The organism is Thermococcus sp. MAR1, assembly GCF_012027305.1.
Lineage (GTDB): Archaea > Methanobacteriota_B > Thermococci > Thermococcales > Thermococcaceae > Thermococcus.
In genome coordinates, this window is the sequence record NZ_SNUF01000001.1 from 1,198,116 (window position 1) to 1,223,545 (window position 25,430).

General features: G+C 53.4%; 29 protein-coding genes and 1 tRNA gene. 8 read left to right on the forward strand and 22 right to left on the reverse strand.

Going from position 1 to position 25,430, the window contains the following annotated elements; all coding sequences use genetic code 11:
- The first annotated feature begins 52 nt into the window (after nt 1–52).
- On the forward strand, nt 53–1,024 hold the full coding sequence (locus tag E3E25_RS06820) for a hypothetical protein (RefSeq protein ID WP_167892360.1): 972 nt from the start codon (nt 53–55) through the stop codon (nt 1,022–1,024).
- Here E3E25_RS06820 and ndk read toward each other — a convergent pair.
- The 4 genes from ndk to rpl7ae all read right to left on the reverse strand — a co-directional run bounded on the left by ndk (nt 1,021) and on the right by rpl7ae (nt 2,522).
- Nucleotides 1,021–1,545, reverse strand: coding sequence for a nucleoside-diphosphate kinase (ndk, locus tag E3E25_RS06825; protein ID WP_167892753.1), 525 nt, complete (start codon nt 1,543–1,545; stop codon nt 1,021–1,023). The genes E3E25_RS06820 and ndk overlap by 4 nt on opposite strands.
- 101 nt (nt 1,546–1,646) lie before the next feature.
- Nucleotides 1,647–1,853 (reverse strand): 50S ribosomal protein L24e, encoded by a 207-nt coding sequence (locus E3E25_RS06830; RefSeq protein WP_088866012.1) that lies wholly within the window; start codon nt 1,851–1,853, stop codon nt 1,647–1,649.
- Between the two features lie 5 nt (nt 1,854–1,858).
- Nucleotides 1,859–2,071: a 30S ribosomal protein S28e gene (locus E3E25_RS06835; RefSeq protein WP_088180639.1), complete on the reverse strand. Its 213-nt coding sequence runs from the start codon at nt 2,069–2,071 to the stop codon at nt 1,859–1,861.
- A gap of 79 nt (nt 2,072–2,150) precedes the next feature.
- Entirely contained in the window at nt 2,151–2,522 is a 372-nt protein-coding gene (gene rpl7ae / locus E3E25_RS06840) for a 50S ribosomal protein L7Ae (RefSeq protein WP_167892361.1), read from the reverse strand.
- Nucleotides 2,523–2,636: 114 nt separating this feature from the next.
- Here rpl7ae and E3E25_RS06845 point away from each other — a divergent pair, with 114 nt between their 5' ends.
- Nucleotides 2,637–2,834 (forward strand): hypothetical protein, encoded by a 198-nt coding sequence (locus E3E25_RS06845; RefSeq protein WP_206204617.1) that lies wholly within the window; start codon nt 2,637–2,639, stop codon nt 2,832–2,834.
- Entirely contained in the window at nt 2,831–3,301 is a 471-nt protein-coding gene (locus E3E25_RS06850; RefSeq protein WP_167892362.1) for a PIN domain-containing protein, read from the forward strand. Before E3E25_RS06845 ends, E3E25_RS06850 begins: the two co-directional genes overlap by 4 nt.
- A gap of 76 nt (nt 3,302–3,377) precedes the next feature.
- Here the strand turns inward: E3E25_RS06850 and E3E25_RS06855 are convergent, their stop codons facing one another.
- The 3 genes from E3E25_RS06855 to E3E25_RS06865 form a co-directional block, all read right to left on the reverse strand.
- Nucleotides 3,378–3,992, reverse strand: a complete 615-nt coding sequence (locus E3E25_RS06855; RefSeq protein WP_167892755.1) for an HVO_0476 family zinc finger protein — start codon at nt 3,990–3,992, stop codon at nt 3,378–3,380.
- A 139-nt stretch (nt 3,993–4,131) separates the two neighbouring features.
- The gene (locus tag E3E25_RS06860; protein WP_370456657.1) at nt 4,132–4,992 is read right to left on the reverse strand and encodes a helix-turn-helix transcriptional regulator; all 861 of its coding nucleotides are present in this window, start codon (nt 4,990–4,992) and stop codon (nt 4,132–4,134) included.
- A 41-nt stretch (nt 4,993–5,033) separates the two neighbouring features.
- On the reverse strand, nt 5,034–6,923 hold the full coding sequence (locus E3E25_RS06865) for a phosphoadenosine phosphosulfate reductase family protein (protein WP_167892364.1): 1,890 nt from the start codon (nt 6,921–6,923) through the stop codon (nt 5,034–5,036).
- A 301-nt stretch (nt 6,924–7,224) separates the two neighbouring features.
- Here E3E25_RS06865 and E3E25_RS06870 point away from each other — a divergent pair, with 301 nt between their 5' ends.
- Both E3E25_RS06870 and E3E25_RS06875 read left to right on the forward strand, forming a co-directional pair.
- On the forward strand, nt 7,225–8,193 hold the full coding sequence (locus E3E25_RS06870; protein WP_167892756.1) for an SPFH domain-containing protein: 969 nt from the start codon (nt 7,225–7,227) through the stop codon (nt 8,191–8,193).
- A gap of 18 nt (nt 8,194–8,211) precedes the next feature.
- The gene (locus E3E25_RS06875; protein WP_167892757.1) at nt 8,212–8,631 is read left to right on the forward strand and encodes an NfeD family protein; all 420 of its coding nucleotides are present in this window, start codon (nt 8,212–8,214) and stop codon (nt 8,629–8,631) included.
- Here the strand turns inward: E3E25_RS06875 and E3E25_RS06880 are convergent.
- The 13 genes from E3E25_RS06880 to E3E25_RS06940 form a co-directional block, all read right to left on the reverse strand.
- Entirely contained in the window at nt 8,618–9,874 is a 1,257-nt protein-coding gene (locus E3E25_RS06880) for an amidohydrolase family protein (RefSeq protein ID WP_167892365.1), read from the reverse strand. The genes E3E25_RS06875 and E3E25_RS06880 overlap by 14 nt on opposite strands.
- 46 nt (nt 9,875–9,920) lie before the next feature.
- On the reverse strand, nt 9,921–11,867 hold the full coding sequence (locus E3E25_RS06885; protein ID WP_167892366.1) for a hypothetical protein: 1,947 nt from the start codon (nt 11,865–11,867) through the stop codon (nt 9,921–9,923).
- Nucleotides 11,864–13,582: an archaellar assembly protein FlaJ gene (gene flaJ, locus E3E25_RS06890; RefSeq protein WP_167892367.1), complete on the reverse strand. Its 1,719-nt coding sequence runs from the start codon at nt 13,580–13,582 to the stop codon at nt 11,864–11,866. Before flaJ ends, E3E25_RS06885 begins: the two co-directional genes overlap by 4 nt.
- A 9-nt stretch (nt 13,583–13,591) precedes the next feature.
- Nucleotides 13,592–15,220, reverse strand: a complete 1,629-nt coding sequence (locus tag E3E25_RS06895) for a type II/IV secretion system ATPase subunit (protein WP_167892368.1) — start codon at nt 15,218–15,220, stop codon at nt 13,592–13,594.
- Nucleotide 15,221: 1 nt separating this feature from the next.
- Nucleotides 15,222–15,917, reverse strand: a complete 696-nt coding sequence (locus tag E3E25_RS06900) for an ATPase domain-containing protein (RefSeq protein ID WP_167892758.1) — start codon at nt 15,915–15,917, stop codon at nt 15,222–15,224.
- Between the two features lie 5 nt (nt 15,918–15,922).
- Complete coding sequence (locus E3E25_RS06905) at nt 15,923–16,369, reverse strand: flagellar protein G (protein WP_167892369.1); 447 nt, start codon at nt 16,367–16,369, stop codon at nt 15,923–15,925.
- A gap of 2 nt (nt 16,370–16,371) precedes the next feature.
- Nucleotides 16,372–16,881, reverse strand: a complete 510-nt coding sequence (locus tag E3E25_RS06910) for a hypothetical protein (protein ID WP_167892370.1) — start codon at nt 16,879–16,881, stop codon at nt 16,372–16,374.
- 9 nt (nt 16,882–16,890) lie between these two features.
- A complete protein-coding gene (locus E3E25_RS06915) occupies nt 16,891–17,793 on the reverse strand; it encodes a FlaD/FlaE family flagellar protein (RefSeq protein ID WP_167892371.1) in 903 nt (300 codons plus the stop codon).
- Nucleotides 17,790–18,299 carry a flagella accessory protein C gene (locus tag E3E25_RS06920; RefSeq protein ID WP_167892372.1) on the reverse strand — a complete coding sequence of 170 codons (510 nt, stop codon included), beginning with the start codon at nt 18,297–18,299 and terminating at the stop codon, nt 17,790–17,792. Before E3E25_RS06920 ends, E3E25_RS06915 begins: the two co-directional genes overlap by 4 nt.
- 53 nt (nt 18,300–18,352) lie before the next feature.
- Nucleotides 18,353–19,039: a flagellin gene (locus E3E25_RS06925; protein WP_167892373.1), complete on the reverse strand. Its 687-nt coding sequence runs from the start codon at nt 19,037–19,039 to the stop codon at nt 18,353–18,355.
- Between the two features lie 10 nt (nt 19,040–19,049).
- Nucleotides 19,050–19,685 (reverse strand): flagellin, encoded by a 636-nt coding sequence (locus E3E25_RS06930; protein ID WP_167892374.1) that lies wholly within the window; start codon nt 19,683–19,685, stop codon nt 19,050–19,052.
- 183 nt (nt 19,686–19,868) lie between these two features.
- The gene (locus tag E3E25_RS06935) at nt 19,869–20,831 is read right to left on the reverse strand and encodes a class I SAM-dependent methyltransferase (RefSeq protein ID WP_167892375.1); all 963 of its coding nucleotides are present in this window, start codon (nt 20,829–20,831) and stop codon (nt 19,869–19,871) included.
- A gap of 10 nt (nt 20,832–20,841) precedes the next feature.
- Complete coding sequence (locus E3E25_RS06940) at nt 20,842–21,162, reverse strand: helix-turn-helix domain-containing protein (protein ID WP_088180656.1); 321 nt, start codon at nt 21,160–21,162, stop codon at nt 20,842–20,844.
- Between the two features lie 456 nt (nt 21,163–21,618).
- Here E3E25_RS06940 and asnS point away from each other — a divergent pair, with 456 nt between their 5' ends.
- The 3 genes from asnS (at nt 21,619) to E3E25_RS06955 (ending at nt 23,573) form a co-directional block, all read left to right on the forward strand.
- A complete protein-coding gene (gene asnS / locus E3E25_RS06945; protein ID WP_167892759.1) occupies nt 21,619–22,911 on the forward strand; it encodes an asparagine--tRNA ligase in 1,293 nt (430 codons plus the stop codon).
- A gap of 127 nt (nt 22,912–23,038) precedes the next feature.
- The gene (locus E3E25_RS06950) at nt 23,039–23,281 is read left to right on the forward strand and encodes a hypothetical protein (RefSeq protein WP_240910752.1); all 243 of its coding nucleotides are present in this window, start codon (nt 23,039–23,041) and stop codon (nt 23,279–23,281) included.
- 10 nt (nt 23,282–23,291) lie between these two features.
- The gene (locus E3E25_RS06955; RefSeq protein WP_167892376.1) at nt 23,292–23,573 is read left to right on the forward strand and encodes a type II toxin-antitoxin system RelE/ParE family toxin; all 282 of its coding nucleotides are present in this window, start codon (nt 23,292–23,294) and stop codon (nt 23,571–23,573) included.
- 516 nt (nt 23,574–24,089) lie between these two features.
- Here the strand turns inward: E3E25_RS06955 and E3E25_RS06960 are convergent.
- A tRNA-Arg gene (locus E3E25_RS06960) sits at nt 24,090–24,166 on the reverse strand.
- 61 nt (nt 24,167–24,227) lie between these two features.
- Nucleotides 24,228–25,370, reverse strand: a complete 1,143-nt coding sequence (locus E3E25_RS06965) for a thiamine ABC transporter substrate-binding protein (RefSeq protein WP_167892377.1) — start codon at nt 25,368–25,370, stop codon at nt 24,228–24,230.
- Between the last annotated feature and the right edge of the window lie 60 nt (nt 25,371–25,430).

A 25,430-nucleotide genomic window follows, 5' to 3' on the forward strand; every position in this document is an offset into this window, starting at 1 on the left:
TTAAAGGTTCGCCGGCGGAAGGATTAAAAGTTTCAGTGGTAATCCTGGGAGGGTGGATGAAATGCTGGCCGGGTTTGCAGTCACGCTGATTTCAGCGGTCATTGGATTTGGGGCGTCCCTGCTGATCTGGAAGAGAGACAGATACAGAGCCTCGGTTTACGGCATGTTCCTATCCCTTACGCTGACTGTTGTCTGGATGTTCTACTTCGCGACCCTCAATCCCCTCCGCGGGGAGAGGGTGGCAGGAGAGACCGCCCCTGGAAAAGAAATCGGTCTGGCCCTGATGCTTGCCGTCTACCTCAATTACTTCATCGCCTACCTGCTCGTTAGGAAGGCCGGTTTAACCTTGCACAGGGTTGCCTCATGGGAAAACAATGTGAGAAAGGTTCTTCTCTTCGTTTCGCTGGTTTCTGTGGGTCTGTATCCAAGGCTCCTTAGTGTCTATGCCATTCTTTATCTGATAATGGGTGTCTGGGTGCTCAAAAACCGCGAGGGGCATATAAAGAACATGACAAACGCCGAAAAGCTTGACTTCGGCTGGATGAGGGGCTTCTTGAAGAAGTATGATGTTGACGTGGATGGGGTATACGGAATAAAGGACTGCTTCACGACTCTGCTGGCTGGAAGACGGCTCTTCATCGGCAAGAAGCTCCTTGAGTTTGAACCCGATGAGATAAAGGTGATGGTGCTTGAGGCGGCCTATGTCGAGAGCAGGGGAATTGCAGTTAGGCAAATGATCCTCGGCCTCCTCGTGTTCCTCGTATCCGGGATGATAGTCGCGGGCATCGATGATTGGAACCTCAAGCTGGCTAGTGCGGCATTCCTGACGCTTCTCTCATGGGGCATTGATTTAGCGTACATAATTCAGGTACGAATGGCTACGGACAAGTTCGTGGCCAAGGAGCTCGGCAAGGAGACGCTGCAGAGAACTCTGAGGAAGGTCACAGACCTCGCGAAGAGACGTAAAGGGAAGGATGAGTTTACAATGCTAGCAAATGTGGAAAAGAGGATGGAGAAGATCTAGCGCTCAAGGCAGTCCGTGCTGTCAAGGTACTCCTTCTTTTCCTTTGCATGGGTGTGGTAGAACCAGTCCGCTGCTTTACAGTACTCAAATATCTCCTCGGGCTTAAAGTAGAGGTTTATCTCCCTCTCCGCACTCTCAGGGCTGTCGGAGGCGTGGATTATGTTGTATATCGAGTCGCCGATGTCGAGGCCGTAGTCGCCCCTTATACTTCCGGGCTCGGCGTCCTTCGGGTCGGTGGCGCCGGCCATCTTCCTGACGACGCTTATGGCGTACCTGCCCTCGACAACCATGACGACGCTCGGGGCCTTGGTGATGTAGTCGATGAGAGGCTCGAAGAAGGGCTTTCCCCTGTGCTCCTCGTAGTGCTTCTCCGCCAGCTCACGGGTGATCCATATCATCTTCATCCCGACGATTTTAAGTCCGCGCTTCTCGAAGCGGCTTATGATTTCGCCCATCAGCCCGCGAACAACGGCATCGGGCTTTAGTATGACGAGTGTTCTTTCTATCTTTCTCTCGGCCATTGGCAACACCGAAGTTAGTTGGCCGGGTGGTTAATAGGTTTTTTGGAGGTACTTGAGGCGTAAGAAACGCCAAGGCAGAAACGGGAAGAGAAAGAAAGAAATCACTTCCTCCTCTTGGCCCTCTGAAGCCTTGCCTCCTGGAAGGCCTTGGTCCACTTGAGCTTTCTTGGATTGCGCCCCATGAAGTAGTACTTCTCGCACTTGTTGGAGCAGAAGAACAGGACTCTGCCGTCGTTCCTGACGTACATCTTGCCCGTTCCCGGCTCGAACTCCTTTCCACAGTAGGAGCAGACGTTCCACCTGGCCATCGCGATTACCTCCTGGTCCTGATTTCCCTGGCTTCACGCTCGGTCTCCCTGAGGATGACTATGTCGCCGACGCGAACCGGCCCCTTGATGTTCCTTCTGATGACGCGGCCCTTGTCGCGTCCTTCCAAAACCCTAACCTTGACCTGAGTAACGCCACCGGTGACGCCGGTTCTGGCAACGATCTCAATAACCTCAGCCGGGTATCCTTCGTCGCTCATTTCTCACACCCCTTAACCTAAAAATCCCTCGCACGGATGAACTTAAACCTTTCCTTGTGGTGAAGGAAGGAAAAGGAGCTCACTTCATGAGCTCCCTGACCTTCATAGCGATGTCTTCAACGAGCTCGCGGCCCTTACCGGGCTCGACGATGGCGACGCTGGCAGAGGGAACCTCAATACCAGCGGCAGCACCGAGCTCCTTCTTGCTCGGAACGTAGATGTACGGTATCTCCTTCTCCTCGCACAGCGGCGGGAGGTGGGCAACTATCTCCTCCGGGTCAACATCCTCAGCGATGATAACGAGCTTGGCCTGACCCCTCTCAACGGCCTTGGTCGTCTCGTTGGTACCCTTCCTTATCCTTCCGGTGTCGCGAGCGAGCTCAACAGCCTCAAGGGCCTTCTCAGCAAGCTCTGCCGGAACCTCAAACTTGACGTAGCTTGGCTTCGCCATCTTTCATCCCTCCGAAACCTCATCGTTCATCGAGTTTTGCGTGCTGAGTTCCGGGGGAGGCTTTAAAAGGATTTCGATAGAAAAGGATTTTAAGAATAAGGGAGAGTAACTATCATGTCGGAGGTTATAAAGGAGCACGGATTCCTAAGAGCCCTTCCTCCAGAGCTCAGGGAGGCCTTCGAGCTTGAGGTTCTAAGAACGGAACTTGAAAAGGAGATAGATGAACTGGCGAAAAATCTAAAACCCGGATTCGGAGGAAGGGCTTCTTTCGAAGAACTCGAAAGATACTCCAATGAGGTGTACGAGTCGTGATATACCTCGATACCAACATAATTTTTAACTACATCTTTCAGACTGAACTGACATCCTACTCCGTTGAAGTTCTCTCCCTGCCAGACCCCAAGGTCACGTCCGACACAGTGATAAACGAAGCTATTTTTGTCACTTTAAGAAAACTGGCAAAGGACAAGGCGGGAATATCCTCAACACTTGCCCTGAAGAAGTCCCTGAAATCCGGCAAGCTTCCTCCTGTGGTCCTCACGAAGGCTTACAGCTACGTGAAAGCTACTTTAAAGGCCTATGATGTAATCACAATACCTGAAAACGTGGACTGGGAAACTGTAATAATACTGGCACAGAAGTACTCACTGCTCCCAAGCGATGCCAGGATTCTCGCCACTGTTCTAAAGAGTGGAATAAGCAAACTGGCGACGTTAGACATGGACTTTTCGTCCGTCTCCGACGTCGTTGAGCTTTGGCCAAAGAGTTTTTGGGGATGATTCTCAGTAGCGGCCAAGCTCTTCATTCCCCGAAGGGGTCAGAAAAGGAAAGAAAGCCTCATCATCTCCAGTGTTCTCACCGAGATTCCCTGCCGTAGCCCCTGTATATCTCCAGGCTCCTCCTTGCGCGGGCGCGGGGAATGCTGTGACCCATGAGGGCGACTATCTTATCGGCCTTCGCCTTTCCGTGGTGGAGCATCTTGGTTTCTGTCTTTATCTTCTCGACCCTGAAGGTGTAGCCACCCACTTCAAGAACCTCACCGACGACGAACTCCTCGTTCCTCGGCACCTTCACCTTGAAGGCCTGGGTTACACCCTTCGGCAGGTATATTGACACCTTGATGACCTTTGGATAGGTTAAGCTTTCGCCCCAGAGGGTCTTAATCTCACCTATCATGCCCTTGTTGACCCTTTTCTCCCCTTCGAGCTCTATTCCGGTTATCCTGACCTCATCTTCCTCGGTCTCAACTATGTCGCCGATCTTTATCTCCTCGCCCTCAGGCAGTTCAACAAAGGTTCTGAAGCTCCTCTCGTGCTTGCTGACTATCAGCGGGACCTTAATGAGCTTTGGAAGGGTTATAATCCACACGTTGCCGCACTCGTTGCAGCGGAGGGTGAGCTCCCTTCCCCTCTCCCGGATGACCTCAACGTCATCGCTACCGCATTCCGGACAGATGAAATACTCCTCCATGTCTCTCACCAGAGGGAGAATGGGAGGGCAGTTTATAAAGGTGCTCTTTTGAGGCAAGTCCGTTGGAGCATCGGAAATTGGCTAGCTAAACTTTATCACATCTAAGGATTTTGGCAAAGTGGACTTTCCCGCTTTTGCCTCACTCCTTCAGAAAAACCCGGTAGGTTCTCCCTTCCTTCACGCGGGTTATCAGCCCCTTCTCCTCCATCTCGCGGAGGATTATGCTGACCTTCGCCTTTGAAACACCGAGCTTATCGGTGAGTTCGCTCTGAAGAACCGGGCCCTCCCTCAGCAGGGCGAGTATCTTCTCCTCGTCGCTCCGCAGGTGCACCTTTTCCTCCTCGCGCTTCCTCTCACGGTAGAGGACGTAGCCGTAAACGCTCCCCCCTCCAATGAGGAGACCGATAATGAAAACACCGACGTAGAGCCACGGCGAGGGCGGCCTTGGAACGGTTATCTCCCCTGAAAAGCCGACTATGAAGTAGAACTCATCTCCTGACCGGACGTTGCTGCGCTTCCATTCGAGAAGGAGCCTGTCTGTTGAGCTCTCAACCCTATCCGGTGACGGGATTATCGGCGAGAGTATGGCGTAGCCCTTCGGGACGAGCAGCTGCATGTGAAAGACCCCGACCGGCTGGCTGAACCTTATGTAGTATGTGAACTGTTCCCTGCCATTGCTCTCGCTCACCATGCCCCTCGTGATGAGGCTCAGGCTTATCCTCGCGCTCTGACCCGGTTTAAGCGTTGGGAATGACATGTAAATCGCGTTCGTCCCGCCGAGGACCTCCCGAACGGTGACGTTAATCCTCTCCACGGCGCTTCCGAGGTCGAGAACTGCACTCGCGTTCTCCACGGGGTAGTCCGTGTAGATAACGTACTGGGTAAGGTTGGTGTACGATGTTAAGTCTATCTCGATAGTCTCCTTGACATCGTCCGGGCTAACCACCTCAAAATACACCGCGTAGGCGTTTATCTCGTAGTCGTACTCCCCCGCACCCACAGTTGGAAGAAAAAGGAGGGACAGAATCAGGAATAACCCGATTAGAGCTGACTTCCTTCCTCGGGGTTTTTGATTTTTAACAGCGGGCATACGTCCATACACTCCCTGCAGTGGGTGCAGAGCTCACCGTTCACAACGATTTTCCTGCTCTTCGGGTCGATGCTGAGGGCATTCTCGGGACACTTGCCAACGCAGACGCCGCAGCCGACACACTCGTAGGCCCTCTTGACGAGGTAATACGCTTGCACTCCCTCGTTGAAGTCGCTTGTGTAGGCGCCATCTGGTCTAAATGTAACTTTCCCCGCCCTTATGTAGTTTTCGCCTTCCTCGACCTCTCCCAGGATTGGAGCGACCTCTCCGATTCTTTTCAGGTTCACGATGGTGTTGAAGCGAACAGCAAAGCCGTCCTCGTTCTTCACAATCGAATACTTCACCGGCTCCCAGGAACGCTCCTCAGGAACTTCAATGCCTAACTCCCTCGCTATCGCCTTCTCGCCCCTGCTAAGCTTCTTCCACCGCCAGAAGCCGTAGGTTATCCACTCGTCGGGCATTCCAAAGCGCTTCCCCCAGACCTTGAGCTCGTTCTCCCACCTGGCCCACAGCTCAGGCTTCTCTTCTTTGAGGGTGTAGATTTCGGCAAGCGAAGCGCTCGGACAGAGGAAGCAGCCTATTCTGTCAAGCCTGTCCGCGTAGAGCGGGTTGTACTTAAGGTTCCTGCTGAAGATGTAGAGCCAGACCTCCAGCGCGCGCCAGTGGAATATCGGCGATGCCCCCCTCTCGTTCGGCACCCAGGGGTTCTTCCAAACGCGGGGTTGCTTAAACCTCTTTATGCTCTCGTACTTCCTCTGGCCGACGAACATGAGAACGCCTTTCGGGTAGTTCTCCTTTATCGCCATCGTTATGGGGCCAAGCTTCGTCACCTTACAGCACCAGCGGTAGTCTCTACCAGGTGGGGAAAAGACGTGAAGGGCGCGCCAGAACGCATCGCCGGCATCGGCAACTATGAACTTTATGCCCTTCGGCTCAAGCTCTCTCCTCAGCTCCTTGACATATTCGAGAGTTTCCGGGAACTCTATGCCGGTGTTGTTGAAGAAGACTGTGAAGTTTTCCCCAAACTCCTCAAGAGCGAGACCAAGGACGGCCAAGCTGTCCTTCCCGCCGGAGAAGGCCACCGCAACCGGAAGGTCGGAGTAGCGGGTGGCAACTTTCCTCATGAAGCGCCTCGCTTCCATCACCTTCTTCTCAAGCTCGATGGAGTTGGCCCTCAGCACATCTTCCATCGTGGCCTTCCTTCCCTCGCGGTAGTTTACGCTCTTCTGCCGCCTCACCTTGACACCGGTTCCGCGCTCCTTGCTGGCCAAGGCTTCGTAGTCCTTCTTCGCTATGCCGGTAGCGATAACCTCACCGCTCTCGGAGACGAGGATTACATCGTCGTTTCTCCTTATGCTTTGCTCGGCCTCGATTATACCAACCGGCAGGAGGTTGGAGCCGCTCAGAATCGGGTCTATGGCCCCTTCATCGACGATTATCCACTTCCTCATGGACTTTCCGAAGCGCTTCCAGAGGGCAATGGCACCCTCGACCTTTAAGCCGGGCTTCCAGCGAAGCTCCAGCGGGTCGAAGCGCACCCAGCCGAAGACGTAGCCGTCGAGGATTATCTCGTAGGAGTCGTCCTCTCCGGGCGTCTTGTTGAGGAGGACGATTTTTCCCTCGAAGAGTTCACCGAGGTCGACGCCGTAGTGCTCCCTGAAGACCGAGCGTATGAACTCGATGTCCTTCTCAAAGGCGAATCTCAAATCGCCGGGAGGCGTGATGTTGAGCTTAAACACGCTCTCCTCCCCGTGAACGGCACAGCTATCACCGATGAGCGGGACGTTGCACTTCTCGCACCAGTTTATGTAAGCCTTACCGAGGAAGACCGGCCTTCCCATTTTCTCTCACCGCGCTTAGAAGGGAGCGGGGGTTTATAAAGGCGATTGGTCGGTCTTGCGGAACGCCGTTCGGCAAGGGTTTATAAAGTCTTGCCGAATACGACTCTTCTTTTGAAAGCCTTGCCGTTCACGGCAGGGGGAGGTTGGACTAGACATCATCGCTCGATTGTACGATCCGAGAGCTTTCTTACCCTGCCGGGTGAACCTGTCACAGATTATCTCTTTGTCCCGTTGACATAATAGAAACCCTTATAAGAACTTCAATCCACTTAAGTTTGAAAAATCACTGGAGGCGATGGTAATGACAGCCTTTGCCGGTGCCGCATTGATAATACTGGGTGTTTTTCTTTTGATAATGCTCCTGCTGAGCGTAAAGGTTATCCGCCCGTACCAGAAAGGACTCGTTGAAAGGCTCGGAAAGTTCAACAGGATTTTAGAGCCGGGGATACACTTCATAATCCCCTTCATGGAGCGCGTCAAGGTCGTGGACATGCGCGAGCACGTCGTCGATGTTCCGCCGCAGGAGGTCATCTGTAAGGACAACGTCGTCGTCACCGTCGATGCCGTCGTTTACTACCAGATCCTCGACCCCGTAAAGGTCATCTACAACGTCAGCAACTTCCTGATGGCCATAATCAAGCTCGCGCAAACTAATTTGCGTGCCATCATAGGTGAGATGGAGCTCGACGAGACGCTGAGCGGGAGAGACATAATCAACGCCAAGCTGAGGGAAGAGCTCGACAAGATAACCGACCGCTGGGGCGTCAAGATTACGCGCGTCGAGATACAGCGCATAGACCCGCCCAAGGACATTCAGGACGCGATGGCCAAGCAGATGACGGCTGAAAGGGAAAAGAGGGCGATGATACTCCTGGCTGAGGGTAAGAAGGAGGCGGCCATTAAGGAGGCAGAGGGCCAGAAGCAAGCCGCCATACTCAAGGCAGAGGGTGAGAAGCAGAGGCAGATACTCGTGGCAGAGGGTCAGGCGGAGGCGATAAGGAAGGTCCTTGAGGCGCTCAAGCTCGCCGACGAGAAGTACCTCACGCTCCAGTACATCGAGAAGATGCCCGAGCTTGCCAAGTACGGCAACCTCATCGTCCCCTACGACACCGAGGCCCTGATAGGCCTGCTGAGGATACTCCAGAAGGTGAAGGACGTTCCGATACCAGAGCCCCCGAAGCCCCCGAAGGGAGACAACCCGGAGAATGAGGGCGTATCGACCAATCCCTCCGAAGACGAGCTGAAAAAGCTTAAGAACCTAATGGAGTGATTTAGACCGGTGGTGGAGATGGATCCACTCCCCATTTCCCTTTTGATTCTTGGACTGCTCGTAATAGTCCTCGACATGATGGTATCCGCGTTCATAACCCCAATCGGAGTGGCAATGGTGGTCCTCGGTCTCCTGCTGGGCTTTGGCGTGAACTTCACCGAGAGCTTTGTCCTGGCCCTCGTAGCTGCAGTTGTGGCTTACATCCTCGTTGGCAGGTACATAAAGAGGGACGTCCGGGATGCCGGAAAGGGTAAGTACACCTTCGACCTGAAGGGCAAGCGCGGAAGGATCGTCGAGATAGGCAGGGAGCACTACATAGTCGAGCTTGAGGGGGACAGGTGGATAGCCCTGGCCGATGGGGATGAGAAGCTGAAAATAGGCGAGACCGTCGAGGTCGCTGACGTTGACGGCGTCAAGCTCATAGTCAGGAAAGCCTGAGCTCTTCCCACAGTTCCTCCAGCGTTTTTCCCAGCCTCAGCAGTATCCCGTTTTTATAGAGGATCTCTCCGTTCACCATCACCAGCTCGACGTCACTGCCCCTCGTCGAATAGACGATGTGGGAATACAGGTTCTCACCCGGCAGGAACTGGGGCTTTCTTGCGTTTATTACCACGAGGTCGGCCAGATAGCCGGGCTTTATGAGACCCGCCTTCAGCTTCAAAGCTCTGGCACCGCCGAGGGTCGCCCAGCGGAAAACATCCTTAGCACTAGCAACGTCCGTTCTTCTCCTCCAGACCTTGTTGAGAACCGCCGCAAAGCGCATCTCCTCAAATGGATCCATGAGTCCAACAGGGTTCGGGGAGTCGTTGCCGAGGGCTATGTTGGCACCCCTTTCAGCCAGCTCGATTATCGGTGCTATCCTCGCCTCAAGCTTCGCCATGCTCAGAGAGCAATGGACGAGCGTTGCACCGCTTTTCGCGTAGAGGGAAACCTCGGAATCGCTCAGGTAGATGCCGTGGACGCCGACAAGGTCGTCCCCAAGCACGCCGGCCCTTTCGAGGTATTCAACGGGAGAGAGACCGTAGCGCCGCTTGACCTCCAGCACTTCGCCCCCGCTCTGGGAGATGTGGACGTGGATGAGCGCATTTCTTTCCCTGGCGAATTCGCCGATTTCCTCCATCAGCTCAAGGGAAACGGTGTTGGTTGCATGTGGAGCAAGGACAGGAGTTACGAGCTCATCCTTTCCTGCCCATTCCTTGAAGAACCTGAAGCCCTCCTCCGGCTCGGCTATAGGGAAGTCAATCGTGTCCATAACGGTCTGGCCGATAAAGGCCCTGATTCCAAGCTCCTTAGCCACCTCCGCTATCTCGCCGGCGAAGAAGTAGTGGTCGTTTATCGCCGTCGACCCATTTGCCAGGGCCTCGGCCATTCCGAGGAGTGCCCAGCGGCGTATCTCTTCCCTCGTCCACTCCAGCTCCGCGGGCCAGATAGCATCGTTAAGCCACCGCTCGATAGGCACGTCCTCGCCGAGTCCCCTAAAGCGGGCCATTGCCACGTGGGTGTGGGCATTGACCAGTCCCGGGAGAATCAGGTATCCCTTACCACCGTAGACCTCATCGACCTCGTACTGGCGAAGACCATCGGCGGGAACGACGTCTCTAATCACGGTTCCTTCAATTATGATGGCGGCATCGGATCTAACTCCGCTCCAATCAATGACGGTTCCGACCAGAGCCTTCATTGACTCACCGGTTGGAGTTAGTTGGGCTTTCAGTTAAACCTTTGGGTCACCTCTCCTCCATTCTGGCGGCTATCCACGCGAGGAGCAGGATGAAAACGATGCCGCCCACGAAGGAGCCTCCTATGTAGATGAGCTTCTCCTTCAGCGACACGCCCCCCTCCAATGTCGTCGCCGTCACGTTGCTTTCGTTGCACGGAACTGGCACCTTGATGACCTCCGTCACTACCTTCGGCTCGCAAGTGGAGTTGGTACCCCCGTTGGAAATTTCGATTGACGAGTTTTCGAGGACGTTGTTGGTCTCACCTGAAACTTTGATCGTCGTGGAGTTGTAGAATACCTTGCCGTGGCTTTCAACACCCACGCTTATCTCGTATTCCCCGGCGGCCAGAGGTATAATTGTGAGAGAATAAGTCCTGCTCCTGTTTGGGGCGAGCGTATCAGTCCTCATCAGCCATTTCCCGTAGGCGGTGAAGTTCTCGGCTATGGAAGCGAAACCCTTCGGAAGGGCAACTGTGAGTGTGAAGGGAAGCGCCGCGTTCCCCGTGTTCACCACGGTCACGTTGAGGGGTATCTCCCTTCCAACGCTGCCGTTCGGGGCCGAGACCTCAACGTGGTAGCCAATCTCCGCTGGGGCAACGTTGATGGCCCTGTTCTCCGAGCTGAAGCTCACCTCCTCAATGCCATAGCAGGAGAGGGCGTAGGGTGCGTGACCAGTGACGACAGCGTTTCCTAGTGATAGATTACCTGCCTTCTCCGGGAGAACCCTCAGCGGAATCTCTACGCTCTTACCCCTTGGAATCTCCTCAAAATAGCCCGTATAGTCACCGAGAACCTCAAACCCATCGGAGAGGTTGATGTTCACCTCCACGTACTTGAGGTCGCTCGGTCCCTCGTTCTTTATGAGCACCCTCGCCTCAAAGGGAACAAACTGGGTGGCGTTTCCGGGAGCAAGGAAGGAGACGTTAAGGAGTGCAACATCACTCACCTTGGGAACCTTCTCCTCGTCTATGAACGCCACCATGTGAACCTCCATGGTCCCGTCGCGCTTCCTAGAGGCCGTCGCTCCAAGAAGAAGGCCGCCGTAGTAGATTCCAGAGGAGAAGTTGCCGATAGTTATGAACCCCGACCTGATGACCCTGCCACAGGGATTCATTATGGATACGTAGGCGCTGTCGTTGAAGATTTTGTCCACCCTGACCAGGTACGGACCGAGCTTCTCGGTCTTGCCCTCACGGAGCCATCCATCAAAGGAAGGATGAACCCTAACGCGGAGGTAGGCACCCTTAAGCCGAATGGTAGCCCTCAGGTAATCCGAGCCCACCAGCTCGCCGACGGAAATTAGCAGACCCCCTGCATCTATCGTCTCGTCGGGTTCCGCCAGATACTGCTTGCCGCTTACGCGAATGTCTACTATCTCAGTCAGCGCTCCGTTCTCCGAGGAGACAGTGTAATTGTAGAACACGATGCTCCACTCTCCCACCGACACGTTTTTGTCCCTCTTCAGATATCCGTCGAAGAGAACAGGCATCGGCGTCAGGGATATCCCCAGGTTTTCGTAGGAAACTTCCTTACCTGCCGCACAGTAGATTTCCTTCGAGGTGTTCCCTCTGGACACAACCAATGTTCCGCCCTTCTCGTCCACAGACTTCAGCAGAACCTCGTAATCCCCAACGAAGAGCTTCTCACCCTCTAAGATGTAGGGGAAGGTGTACGATAGGTTCAGATACGACATCTCTGGGGAGTACAGTGCGGTGTGGATGGAGAACGAATAGCCGTCCCAAAGGACACTCCCCCCAACCGAAACCACCCTCATGCCCACGCCGTTGGGATAAACGAGAACCGAGCCATCGCCAAGGGAGATGTCCTTGATGAGAACCTCGCTTCCCTCAATCCCAACCCTGGTCGGGAACGGGAGCCAGCCGGTTATCGATGAACTGGCCGCTACACCGGGCAGCAGCATGAACGCCAGCACCAAAACGAGTAACCTCTTCACGGTATCACCCCCGAGGAGCCTATAACTATCCCCGTCAGCGAGGAGAACGTCATCATCTTGCCCATCACAACCGTTCCCAGGTACTGACCGAGCGCCGCCAGCCATACGAGAACCACGAAGTAGTAGACCGTGATCCCGATGTGGCCCCCGTCTGCAAACTTTATCGAAAGGGCGGAAAGGAGGCAGTGGATGATCAGAATAACCATGAGGATGTAGTCAGTCATCTCTAGGCCACTCTTCGACGGAACGAAGATTATGTTCTGGAGGAAGTCCCCTTGGATGGTCAGGTTTGAGAAGAGCTTGTTCATGTAAACCGAAACCTGAAACGCGGCCGCAACGGAGAAGGCGAAGGCCCCGGTTATGCCGTAGATAACACCCCTAAAGCTCGCAACGGTCTGGGCGCGCTTCCTCCTGAGCCTCACCAGGCGCTCGAAGTTCCTCGATATGACCATTCCAACGTAGTCCGGCTCCGCACCGAGGTTTATGCTCTTGTTGAATATCTCGGAGAAGATACCTATGAGCCAGCTTCCGGTGTCTATCGTGAAGTAGCGCCAGGATTTGCTGTTGTCTATCCTCATGGAGACCCTGCGGTAGAGGTTCTTTATGTCCTGAGTGAGGACCCCAAAGTCGTGGGCGCTGAGATACTTGAGCACGAGGGGGAGGGCAGCACCGCTGGCCGCCAGCGATGAACTAAGGCTCCTCATGAAGGCAGGAAAGTTCTCGTCCTTGACAAGGATGGCCTTCTCCTCCTTCTCGAGCACCTTGCCCAGGTACATGAGCGGAGTGAGGACTATCGCGACCTGCACGAGGAGCGGAAGGTCGAACCTCGGCCTCACCACGAGAGCCACCAGAACAGCCGCCACGACGATGCCGGCGATTGATATGAGCGCGGCCTTGATGAACCTGGCCTTCCTCTCGGAGGTCATGGCATAGTCTGCCCATATCTTGTCCTCCGGCATCCTGTACTTTATGACGAGCATTATTCCAATCTCGGTGGCGAGTACAAGCACGAACATAAAGGCGCTCAGGCTGACGATGTCCTGGCCGGTCAGTATCGGGCCGATGATTATGAAAGTCACCATGAAGACGACGGAGATTATCAGGGAGGAATACACCTCCTTAAAGACGTCCAGATCGTAGAGAGTTCCCTCGTAGAAGGTCTCGTAGTCGTCCATAACGGTCTTCTGCTCCTGGAGGAGGTAGTCCCTTAATTCAACACCGCTGTCGAGGGAATAGGCAAGCCTGTCAAGAAAGTCCACGAAGACCTTGCTGGGCGTTCTCCTCGCCAGGAACCTCAGGGCCTCGGGCATTCCCCTGTGAAGCTTGGCTATTAGGTAGTAAACCTTCTTCATGTCGCTCGCTATCGGCTCCAGAATCTTCTCGGTGGCCAGGTTCCAGATGAGCTCACTCCTGCTCACGTCGCTCGTCGAGAGGACCGCGAAGTACGTGGCAAAGAATGGAATTTTGGAGTTTATCTGAACCCTCTTGCTGCTTATTCTGGCGTAGGGATAACCGACGGCGTAGATGAGAGGAAGAATCGGGATCGCATAGAGGGCGAAGGTTATCACGCTGGAGAGTGCAACGAACCTCTTGAGAACCGAGATCGCGGCGAAGAGCGCCATGGCACCCAGTAGGCTGGGCAAAAGAACCTTTCTGAAGTACTCGTGCATGGTAATGCCCGACTGTGCCAGCACTCCCGCCTTCTCCCCTGCCATACTACCACCTCACAGCCTGAAGCTCAGTCCCTCGATTCCCCTCTCGTAGAACGCCTTGATCTCACGGTGAACGGCGTAGTAGTCGGTTATGCCGAGCTCTGCCATCCTCTTGATTATCCTCGCCCTAAGGAAGAGCTCATTGTAGATTTCCTTGGGGTCTTCGTATCCAGCGACTTCCGCTATCTTCCTTTCAAGGATGTACGAGTTGTTCATTCCACGGAAGATGTGTCTGTCAGTCACAGAGTCCCACTCGAAGACGTTCCTCGTCGCGACGCCACCGAGCTCCTCGTAGTAGCCCTCAATCTCAACGACGCTCAGAACTCTCCTCAGGAACCTGCCGCGGACGTAAACCGCCTGCTGGAAGAGGGCTATGTTCAGGTTGTCTATGAAAGTGACCGGGATGTTTATTGGGGAACCTGTGAAACGCTGTATCATCTTCCTAACGTCGCCCGCGTGGAACGTCGCCATGACCGGGTGGCCGGTCTGCATGGCCTGGAAGGCTATGGCGCCCTCGGCTCCACGGATCTCACCGACTATAATGTAGTTCGGTCTCGAACGCAGCGCCGCTTTCAGGAGGTCGAAGAGCGTAACCCTGCTCTCCTCCGGGCCGCGCTCCCTTGTGGTGAGCCTCTGCCAGTTCTTGTGCGGAACAACGACCTCTGGGGTATCCTCAGCAGTGTAGATTTTAGCGTCTGGTTTGATGAACGGGATTATCGAGTTGAGCGTTGTGGTCTTTCCGCTCGCAGTCTCACCGCAGACGAAGATGCTCATGCCGTACTCAAGGGCCAGCCAGAGGTAGGCAGCCACCTCCGCCGAGAATGTGTTCCACTTGACGAGCTGGACGACGCTCAGCGGAGTCGCCGAGAACTTACGGATGGTGGCACTCGGACCCTGGATGCTGACGTCGGGGGAGTAGATGATGTTGATACGGGAGCCATCGGGAAGAGTTCCGTCAACTATGGGGTTCTTGTCGCTGACCGGCCTTCCCATCCTCTCGCTGAGGTTCTTAAAGTAGTCCGCCAGGCGGAGGTTGTCGCCGAAGGTTATGTTGGTCTCCATCGCGTCGAATATCTTGTGGATAAGGGAGACGTAGTTGGCGCCGATGATGTGGATATCCTCGATGTAGGGGTCACGCATGAGGGGCTCCAGAGGACCGATGCCAACGATGTCCCTCTTGAGGAGATAGCGAAATTTTGCCACCTCCTCGGCCGTGAACGAGACCCGTTTGCGGTTGAACAGCCCCCCTCCAATCTTGCTTAGCGCCTCATCCATCAAATCGTCCAAAAAGCGCTCGAACTCCTCGCTGTCCTCGGGGATTTTCTTCTCCGGTGCTAGCTCAAGTATCTTGTCCTTCAGGAGTTCGTACTTCTGCTCCTCCTCGGGCCGGGTTATTCTCGGTTCGATGACTATGTACCTCTTCTCCGTGTTCAAGTCGCCGTAGATGTGAATGAATATAGGATCGCCGACGGGGTAGAGTATGTTCGGGTACTTGATGTCCTTCATATCCCTGCTGAGCTGGGCGTAGAACTCCGGAAACTTGCCGGTCTTCTTGACGAACTCTTCAACGTACCTTCTGAGGTGGGGATTGCGAGCCATTGCAACCTCGATGTTGTCGCTGACGTCCCTCCTGACCGGCATATCACACCACCGCGGCTATCTCGACTATGAATCCAACCCTCGGCTCTACCCTGAACGGGATTATCTTCTGAAAGATGCCCATCGCGTTGTTGTACTTGACTATGGTGGCCGAGTTCTTCAGATCACCGCCGAACGCCTTCACGCTCAGCCGTATGAGCAGGCTGGATGCCTCCTCCAGTATCTTGAGGAACTCTGGGTCTATGTCGGATGGGTTAACCGTCATTATCGTGACCTTCCCAAGGGAACTCAGCCTCTTAAGGTGCAGTGAGAATGCCCTGATTTCCTCCCTGTCAAGTTCAGAGGGAAGAAGTGCTGAGAGTGAGTCAATTATCATAACATCGCTCTTCCACAGCCTCGGCTCACCAACAAACCTCGATAGGAACTTCCTCCTGTCGGAGACCCCGACGAGCAGGGGATAGAGCGAGACGAACATGAGACGCCTCTTTATCAGGTCCTGGATTATGCTGTACCCCAGCGAGTCCATTTGATTTATGAACTCAGGGGTGGTGTACTGGCTGGAAACGTAGGTGGCGGTGTAACCGTTCCTCAGAAGTCCGTAAAGGAGCCGCTGAGAAAATATGGACTTTCCAGTACCCCTGTCCCCCTCTATCAGGGCGATACTTCCGGCCGGGATGCCCCCGCCAAGGCGCCGGTGGAGCTCGTCGTTGGGTATCTGGATCTTAAGGAGGCTCCCCATGGTCATCACCCCACCTCAAACACGAGCGATTTTCTCTTCCCTGTCTCAATAACAACGGTGATCTTGTGATAACCCGATGATATGAAGGCTGTGGGAACGTAGATTTTACCAACCTCGTACGGGACGAGCACGCCCGAAGGGTCGAAGGTAAGGTTCGCAGGGGGTATCATCGAGCCGTCGATCATAACTACGACGGAGTTGGGGTCGAAGGTGAAGGAGTCTTTACCGATGTTGCGGATGTAGAAGACGTACGAGGAACCAGAAACGGGAATGTTCTCGGGATCGTTAATTATCTCAAAATTAGTACGCAGACTCTCGGCCACGTCTTGGCCTTTCGTGAGGATGCCTCCTGAAATATCCTGAGTAACCACGTACAGACCTCCGGCTACCATACCCGCTACCAGCAGTGACACGATGAACAGTACAAGCTCTGACACCACTGAACTCGCCATTATTACCCCTCCACAGGGCAGTACCAGGCACTGCTAATCACCTGCGGGGATCCGTTGGTCACGTTACCGACCCACTTCCATTTTATCTTCAGCCCACAGCCAACCTCGGTGCTTATCACGAGGGAGTTAACCACGGTTTGGTCCTTCTGGAGGTTTTGGACCGTTATGGTCGTCCACTCCCCAGGGAGTAGGTATTCCCTGCTGGAGGCCAGGACCTTCGATGCCACCAGGTCTCCGTTGTATATGTACGTCCACCTAGCAGGCGAGAGGGTGCTTCCCTCGTTTGTTATGTTGAAGGTGATATCGTAGACCGTGACGTTCGGCTGGGTTGAGTAGTTGTACCCCACGAGCTCAAGCTCCGATGTCTTTGTCCTGAGCACCATCTGGTTGTAGTCCTCGGTCGCCTCATGAACCATCGAGTATGCGTTCTCACTGGAGACATAGAGCATCCCGAAGGAAACCAGCGTTGCTATCAGTAGCACAGCGAAGGCCGCTGGTACACTGACCCCCATGTGAATCCCCTAAACGCCGTACACGTCTTCCAGCACCCTACCGATCACCCGCATTTCCCTCTCTATGGCGTCCAGCAGTTCCCTGGTTATCCTGACTCCCCTAAGGCGCTCTATGAAGAGCAACGAAACGAGGTGATCCTGTATCGTGAGCTTTTCGTCCGGCCTCCAGTCTGGCTCCCTGTGATGGGGCCTTATGCCCTCGGCGTACCTGAGCAGGGTATTCAGCACGTCCTCCGAAATCCAGCCGATCTGGTAGTAGAACTCAAGCACATCCTCGAGGTTCTGCATGCCGACTCTGTCTATCAGGAAGCCGAGCCATTTCAGTGCCATCATGGTCGAGACCATGTCGTTTGGTATGTGCTCGAGCCTTGCCTTGGTGCGTGGAGGACTGATCAGGACGTCCCTAATTTCAGAGGGGATTTCAAACCCCTTGGAAAGCTCAAACTCCTTCTCCATAGGCGCTACCTCCGTCGGGTTTTGGGCGGGAGGCTCCGGAGCCGGTGCTTCTTCCACCGGGGTTTCACTGGCGAGGGACCCCTCACCGAAGCCGCCGCTATTTCCGGCACCCATGAGTTCACCGTACTCCACGACCTGGGTCCCTCCCATTGGTTGATTCTGTGCCTCGCCCCACAGTGACTGATTAGCCTGAGCCACCTGCGAGAGGTTCATGAGGTGATTCCGTATCTCCTCCAGGTACCTGCCAATCTCATCCACACGACTGTCAAGCCGAGAGAGCTTCTCGATCTGACCGGCATAGGTGCGGAGCACCTTGTCAACTATTCTGTCAACCTGCTCCGGAGTCAGTATGTCGCGCTTCTTCATCAGGCGGTCTTTAAGGTCGTCGATAAGGAAGTTCGGAACCTTTCCCCTAAGGCGCTTGAGCCTCTCCTCAATCTCGGTTTCGGTAATCATACCCCTCCCTCCGACATGGCTTCGTATATCAGGTCATCGAGGTCCATACCGTCGATCACAAGGAGCCTCAGGTCGGACTTTATTTGAGCAATCTCAGCCTTCAACTTCTCAATCTCCTCACTCAGCTCCTGAATCTCGCTCAGCAATGGATTAGCGGAATCAACATCCTTAAACGGGTTTATCTGCTGCGAGACTATCTCGTAGAGGACCATAACGTCCTTTATCACCTTATCAAGGCGGTCTATCTCCTCGCGGAGCTCGTTTATCTGGGTCTTGAGGGTGTCTATACTCACCTTTATCCTCGGGATGTCGTTCTCAATCTCGTTTATCCTCGTCATGACCTGGGTTATGAGCTCCTCTTCCTCCTTTTTCTTCTGTGAGGTCTCTTCTACGGCTTCCTGTTCCAGCTCATCGAGCTTGATGATCTCCCTGTTGTCCTCTGCCCCCTCATCTCCCCCCTTTTCCTTCTTTTTCTTGAACTTGTTCTTGAGGTACGAAAACGACATTTTGATCACCCGCGAGGAGAGTGATGGAAAAAGGGAAAATTTTGGAAGGTACCTCACTTGAGTTCTATGATGGTATCAGTTCCGTAGCTTGGTGGAGTAATGACCTTAGCGTAGCCAGGAGCACCAAACTCTGGCCTGACCTCGATGGTAATCTCTGTTCTGGTGCCAATCCCCTTTCCTCCTCCGTTGGCACTGTTGCCAAATACTGCATCTGCCTTAACGGCAAGTATTACTATGTCGCCGGCGTTGAGAGTCGGAGAGCTTCCTGAGAGGGAGCCATCCTCATCCTGAACTACTATGATCCCAAAGTTACTGGCACCAATAGTACTCCATGGATCTTGTGTAGAGTCAAAGATTTTTCCATTTAGACCAGTGGTATCATCAATACTAACCAGAGTTCCACCATACTTCAGTACAGCCAGTTTGGTTCCGTTGTTTATAATGAGCTTGGCTTGGCTGAGGTCTATGGGTTCGCTGCCGGCATTCGGCGAGACCTGAATTGCAATCATGCTGATGTTTTTGGTAGTACCATCAACGTATCCTATTACTGAGTCGATTTTCAGTCCGCTGGCGACTTCTTTGGTGGTCTGCCTGCCCGTGGCCTCAGCCCTCTGCTGGAGGTAGCCGCTGGTGTTGATGAGCACTGCAGCAGCCACTGCAGCCACTAGCACCATGGCTATGAACACAATCAGGGTGCCAATACCAACAGCACCCCTCTTTTTGCCGAAGAGTGGCTTCATGTCAACCACCTCACTTGAGTTCTATGATCTTGTCGCTTCCGTAGCTTGGTGGAGTAATGACCTTAGCGTAGCCAGGAGCCCCGAACTCAGGCTTGAGCTCAATGGTAATTGTTTTCCTGTTCCCAATCTCGGCACCGAAGACTGCGTTTGCGCTAAGAGTGATAATAACTATATCGCCGGCATTGAGAGTTGGATTACTCTGGGTGAGAGAACCATCCGCATCTTGAAGCACTATGATCCCGAAGCTCTTGCCACTAGGAAATGTAGCTCCAAAAACATCTCCTGTAAAGGTATCCTTGCTAACAAAACTGTTGCTGTCATACTCCAGGATGTATGAACTGCTCCCATCGCTTACGTAGAGCTTGGCTTGGCTGAGATCTATGGGTTCGCTTCCAGCGTTGGGTGAGACATAAATTGCCATCTTGTCAATGCCACTGGTGCCAACCTCCCCTATTACTGAGTCGATTTTCAGTCCGCTGGCGACTTCTTTGGTGGTCTGCCTGCCCGTGGCCTCAGCCCTCTGCTGGAGGTAGCCGCTGGTGTTGATGAGCACTGCAGCAGCCACTGCAGCCACTAGCACCATGGCTATGAACACAATCAGGGTGCCAATACCAACAGCACCCCTCTTCTTCTTCAGCAACCTCATCTCCTGGCACCTCCCTTGGGGGTTTTGCAATATATGTTAAGGATCTTTGGATATAAATCGATTTTTTATTGGTAATTATGTAGAAACTGGTGTACCTACATATGTAGGTTGATACTACTTTAAAAGATAAATTCGAATTGGTAGAATCCACAACATACTAACGGGAAAGGTGAGAACGGGAAGTTACATTAAGCGGGTGACAAGCAGAACAGATTTTCCGATGGGTTCAACCGTTACATCGTAGGGACTTTCCTCAACGGCTGCAACTATCTCTTCTGAACTCGGGAAGCGGGTAAACTCCTTGGTCAGGCTTTCAAAGAATTCCAGCGCGGCGATCCTGGGGTAGTTGTCTCTGAATAGTTCAATTATAACGAGTTTTCCCTCGGGTTCAACGGCTTCGAGTGCCTTCCGCACAGCAGCCCCCGGGTTCTCCAAGTACTCCAGAACAAAACTCATCACCACGGCGTCGTAGGTGTTTCTGACAACGAATTTTCTTATATCCATCTCCCTCAAGACCACCCAGTCCATACGGGCGTTTCTAATCCGGGCCTTGGCTATGCTCAACAGGCCGGGGGAAAAGTCAATGCCCACGTATTTTCCGTTGGGGCCGACGGCTTCCCCGAGTTCCACGGGGGAAACGGAACCGCAGCCAAGGTCAAGAACCCTTGTTCCATCCCCAAGGCCCAAAAGATCGACGGCAAGTTGCCGGTAAGTCCTGTTGAGTTCCATAAGAAGGCGCATGTCCCAGAAATCAGCACCCTTATCAAAGTCCATTAGTATCTTCGGATGCTCCGCGGAGATGAATGCGTAATCGGCCATCTTGTAAAGCTCCTCGACTATTTGAACCCAGTCTGATTGGAGCTTTCCAGCGTCCTCGGAGCTCAGATTAAACTCATAGGAAAATCCTGGAGTGGTTAGTATACCGTTGGAGTCTTCAATGAATCCGAGGTGGAGGTAGGTCTCAAGAAGCCTCTCCAGATAAGCCTTGTTAGACACCGGGATCATGGTCAGCAGCTCTCCGCGGCGAACCCCACCGGCGAGCCTGCGGAAAATACCATACTTCAGCCCGAGCCTTAGAAGATGTCCAAGGGATAAGTCGACAATCGCCTCAAGGTTCCTGTCGATTATCTCCGCCAGTGGGTTCATGGTAGTCACCTCATGTATACCTCGAATAGTATGAGTGATAGGACTTCAGGAGCTTGACGACCTGCTTTCCGTACTCGGTGAGCCGGTAGTATTTGAAACCCTTCTCCGTGACGACCTCAACGAGACCGAGGCTCACGAGGGAGCTGTGGCCGTTGTACCTGTTTCCAAGCCCTATAAGAGCGCCCTTCACATTTGAGGGGTCTGATTTGACCACCCTTGCGATTTCAGAGAGGTAGGTGGGGGTGGGATATATTTCATCGAGGTAAAAGAGTATCCTCTTCCTTAACTCGCTGCGATTAATGGAGCGGATTACAAAGGGATCAATGAACATTTGAACATCCCCCCACCACTACCCCGCAATAATTAGAGACTCTCCAATTCTCACCAAAAATACGTTGGGCACAATACTATATAAGTGTTACTATTTGTGAAATAACATGCCCTTTCAACTTATCAAAATGTAATTATTATCCCAGTAGATATTCCATTGTTGAAGGTTTATCCAGTTTGGATAAAAATTAACCAACGATTGAATTACCCACAACTCCTTCGAGAGTGCCCAACACTGAGTATCGTCATATTTTGGTGGAGTTCCCGCACTCCATGATAAAATGACAATCAAGGAGACAAAGAATTTAAATTATGGTTTTCAAACCTACACCCATGCCGTTGATGATAGTTATCGAACAGGGAATCGGGGCCTTCCCCCTTTGGATAAATTGATGCTTTTCTTAGTCCAATCGCTACCGTTATAAAGTCCCCCTCAAAGCCTCTGGAGGTGGTAATGATGATTGATAAGGTTTATTGCGCCGACGTTCGGCCCGATATGGAAGGCAAGCGTGTTAAACTCGCCGGATGGGTTTACAGGAAGAGAGAAGTTGGAAAGAAGGTGTTCATAGTCCTCCGTGACTCAAGCGGAATCGTTCAGACGATATTCAAAAAGGAGCTGAGCGAAGAAGCCTACGCCGAAGCGAAAAAGGTCGGAATAGAGTCCAGCATCATCGTGGAGGGCACCGTTAAGGCCGACCCCCGCGCTCCCACCGGTGTCGAGATTCAGGCCGATAAGATAGAGGTCGTCCAGAACGTTGACTTCTTCCCGATAACGAAGGACGCGAGCGACGAGTTCCTGCTGGATGTGAGGCACCTTCACCTGCACTCTCCGAAGGTCGCCAGCGTAATGAAAGTCAAGGCGACGATGATGCAAGCAGCTAGAGAGTGGCTCCTCCAGGACGGCTGGTACGAAGTCTTTCCCCCGATACTCGTCACCGGTGCCGTCGAGGGCGGAGCGACGCTCTTCAAGCTCAAGTACTTCGACAGGACGGCCTACCTGAGCCAGTCGGCACAGCTTTATCTTGAGGCGGCTATTTTTGGTCTCGAAAAGGTCTGGTCGCTCACGCCGAGCTTTAGGGCGGAGAAGAGCAGGACGAGGAGACACCTCACCGAGTTCTGGCACCTTGAGCTTGAGGCGGCCTGGATGGACCTCTGGGACATCATGAAGGTAGAGGAGGAACTGGTGAGCTACATGGTGCAGAGGACGCTGGAGCTCAGGAAGAGCGACATCGAGACATTCAGGAAGGACTTCACCACCCTTAAGAACACGGTTCCACCCTTCCCGAGGATAAGCTACGACGAGGCTATAGACATCCTCCAGGGCAAGGGCGTGAACATAGAATGGGGCGAGGACATGGGGGCCGACGAGGAGCGCATTCTGACCCAGGAGTTCGAGAGTCCTTTCTTCGTCTACGGCTATCCGAAGCACATCAAGGCCTTTTACATGAAGGAGGATCCAGACGACCCGAGAAAGGTTCTCGCGGCGGACATGCTCGCGCCGGAGGGATACGGCGAGGTCATCGGTGGTTCACAGCGTGAGGACGACTACGACAAGCTCGTGCAGAGGATTCTCGACGAGGGCATGGACCCCAAGGACTACGAGTGGTACCTCGACCTCAGGAAGTACGGTTCAGTTCCACACAGTGGTTTTGGCCTCGGCTTGGAAAGGCTCGTCGCCTGGGTGCTGAAGCTCGACCATGTCCGCTGGGCCACCCTCTTCCCGAGGACGCCGAGCAGATTGTATCCATGAAGGTTTCCCCTCTCAACTTTTATTACTACACGGCTCGCATTTTGAGCTTGTTCACTTAAGAAAACAAGATTCAATTCAGCCGGTTAATGTTGTCGTAGTTTCTCAAACCTTTTAAGCACTTAATCGCATGGAAAATAGGGGTGAAGTTATGAGTGAGAGCGTCCAAGTCATCATTCACCGCATTGAAAAAATCGAGAAAGAACTCGAAGAGCTCAAGCTAGAGCTCCTGAAACTCCAGGTCGAGAAAGAAGAAGCCGAAATAATCCCCGAGGAGGAATACCAGGAGCTCATGAAAAAGGCCGAGCACCTAAAGAACAACCCCTCGGAAGGACTGAGCGCAGACGAGGCGATCCAAGAACTCTTGAGTTAAGGTGGGGGAAGTGTACAGAGTCATCGTGGACAAAAACATCGTCAAAAAAGCCAAAAAACACCTCAAGCCAGCCCAACGCAAGAAACTGGCCGAATTCATTGATACTCTCAAAACAAACCCCTACCCAAAGCCCCCCTACGACCTGAAACCCGTCAAAGGCGAGAAAACAGAGAAAACCAACACCTACCGTTTTAGAATTGGAGATTACAGAGTATTCTACACTGTTTATTGGGACGAGAAAGTTATCGTCGTAACGGACCTAAAGCCGAGAGAAACCGCATACAAGAGGTGAGTTAATGGGCGAAGCATCACAAAATTACATTGACTTTGCCCTTGCAAGGCTTGACCAAAAGTTTGTGATTGCTATTTGAATTAGCCGTTTAAACGGTGCACGTTCAAATTGGGAACTCAAAGAGTGATTTTACTTGGATTTATCACTAGGATTTGAGTCCGTTTTCTTTTTGACGCCGCGAGCTTTGATAGAACTTTGCGAAGGCAAAGTTTTCCGGGGGTGTGGGGGCGTTAGCCCTCCAGCAAGCTTTGCTTGTGCAAAGCTTGACCAAAAGATTCTCTTCCCCCAAAATGGACAGGAACCAGAGCGTGAGCTCTGAAATTCGGCAGTGAATGGAGGGATTGGTGTAAAACAGGTCTGTTGAACTAGTTTCACTTGTATTCTGGCGTCCTCCGGACGCCTTGTGAGGAGTGAAACCTGAAAGTTTTGGGAGTAAAGAATAATCCCCTTGAAAAACAAGCATGTCAAAATTGCACTCCATCTTTCCGCCAGCGCTTTGCGAAGCAAAGGGCTGAATGGCGGGCCCGGCGGGATTCGAACCCGCGACCTCCGGCTTAGAAGGCCGGCGCCCTATCCTGCTAGGCTACGGGCCCTCGCTCCTATCCTTTTGGAGCGCTCTTATAAAAGTTGCGGTGGAGAGAAAAGGGAGAAATCTCACCGCCTCCTCCTGAGAAAGAGCGGAAGGACGGCAAGGCCAACTATGAGTGCTGGCCCACAGATGCTTGAGTTGCTGGACTCTCCACCGGTTTCAGTGGTCGTCTTTCCGGTTATCTCCTCTGGGCTCTTGCCCTCCACCATTAGCTGGGTCCACTGCTTGAGCCAGAGGTCGTAGTTATTCTCGATCTCCTTGGGATCAACGGTAACGGGCTTGTCAACCTTTACCGCATATTTGAAGACCTCGGGGATCTGGACGTTCTTGTTAACCGGGTACATCCACTGGTTGAGCGGGAGCTTCTCCTGTGCCTCCTCGCTGATGAGAAACTCGATGAACTTCTTGGCCAGCTCAGGGTGCTTGGCGCCCTTTACTATTCCGGCCCCCTCTATCTGAAGGTAGTTGCCCTCCTTAAAGGCAACTGCACCGACGTTGGTGTTGTTGTCGTAGTAAACGGTCGCCGCCGGGGAAGTGGCGTAGCTGAGGACGAGCGGATATTCACCCTTGGTGAAGGCGTTCCAGGCCGCGCTCCAGCCCTCGACTATCTGGACGTCGTTCTCCTTCAGCCTCTCCCAGTAGTTCAGCCAGTCGTCGCCGTAGACCGCTATCGTCCAGAGGAGGAAGGCCATTCCCGGCGAACTGGTGCGCGGGTCTTCGATTATCAGCTTGCCCTTCCACTCGGGCTTGGTGAGGTCTTCTAGACTTGCCGGTGGGTTCTGGACCATGTCCCTGCGGTAGTTGATGGCTATGTAGCCGTAGTCGTAGGGGGTGAGGTGGAACGTCGGGTCAAAGCTGTCGATTATCCACTGGGGGATTACATCGGCGTTGGCCGGTTTGTACGGCTCCAGTATTCCGGCATCGATGGCCTTGGCCAGGTAGCTGTTGTCTATGCCGACCACAACGTCCGCCTGCGGGTTGTCCTTCTCAAGGATGAGCCTGTTGAGGACCTCCCCTGCGTCGCCGATGAGGACGAGGTTGACCTTGACGTCGTACTTCTCCTCAAAAATCGGGATTATCTCCTTCATCCACCACTCTATGCTGTCGTATGAGTAAACCGTTAGCTCCTCCTGGGCCTTAACGGGCTTTGAAGCCCCGATGGCACCGAGGAGCAGGAGGGTGAGCAGCAACGTGGCGAGCTTCCTCATTCTTTCACCTCCATGAACCGGTTTTGGGTTTTCATAAGGGGGTAATATACGGGATTAAAA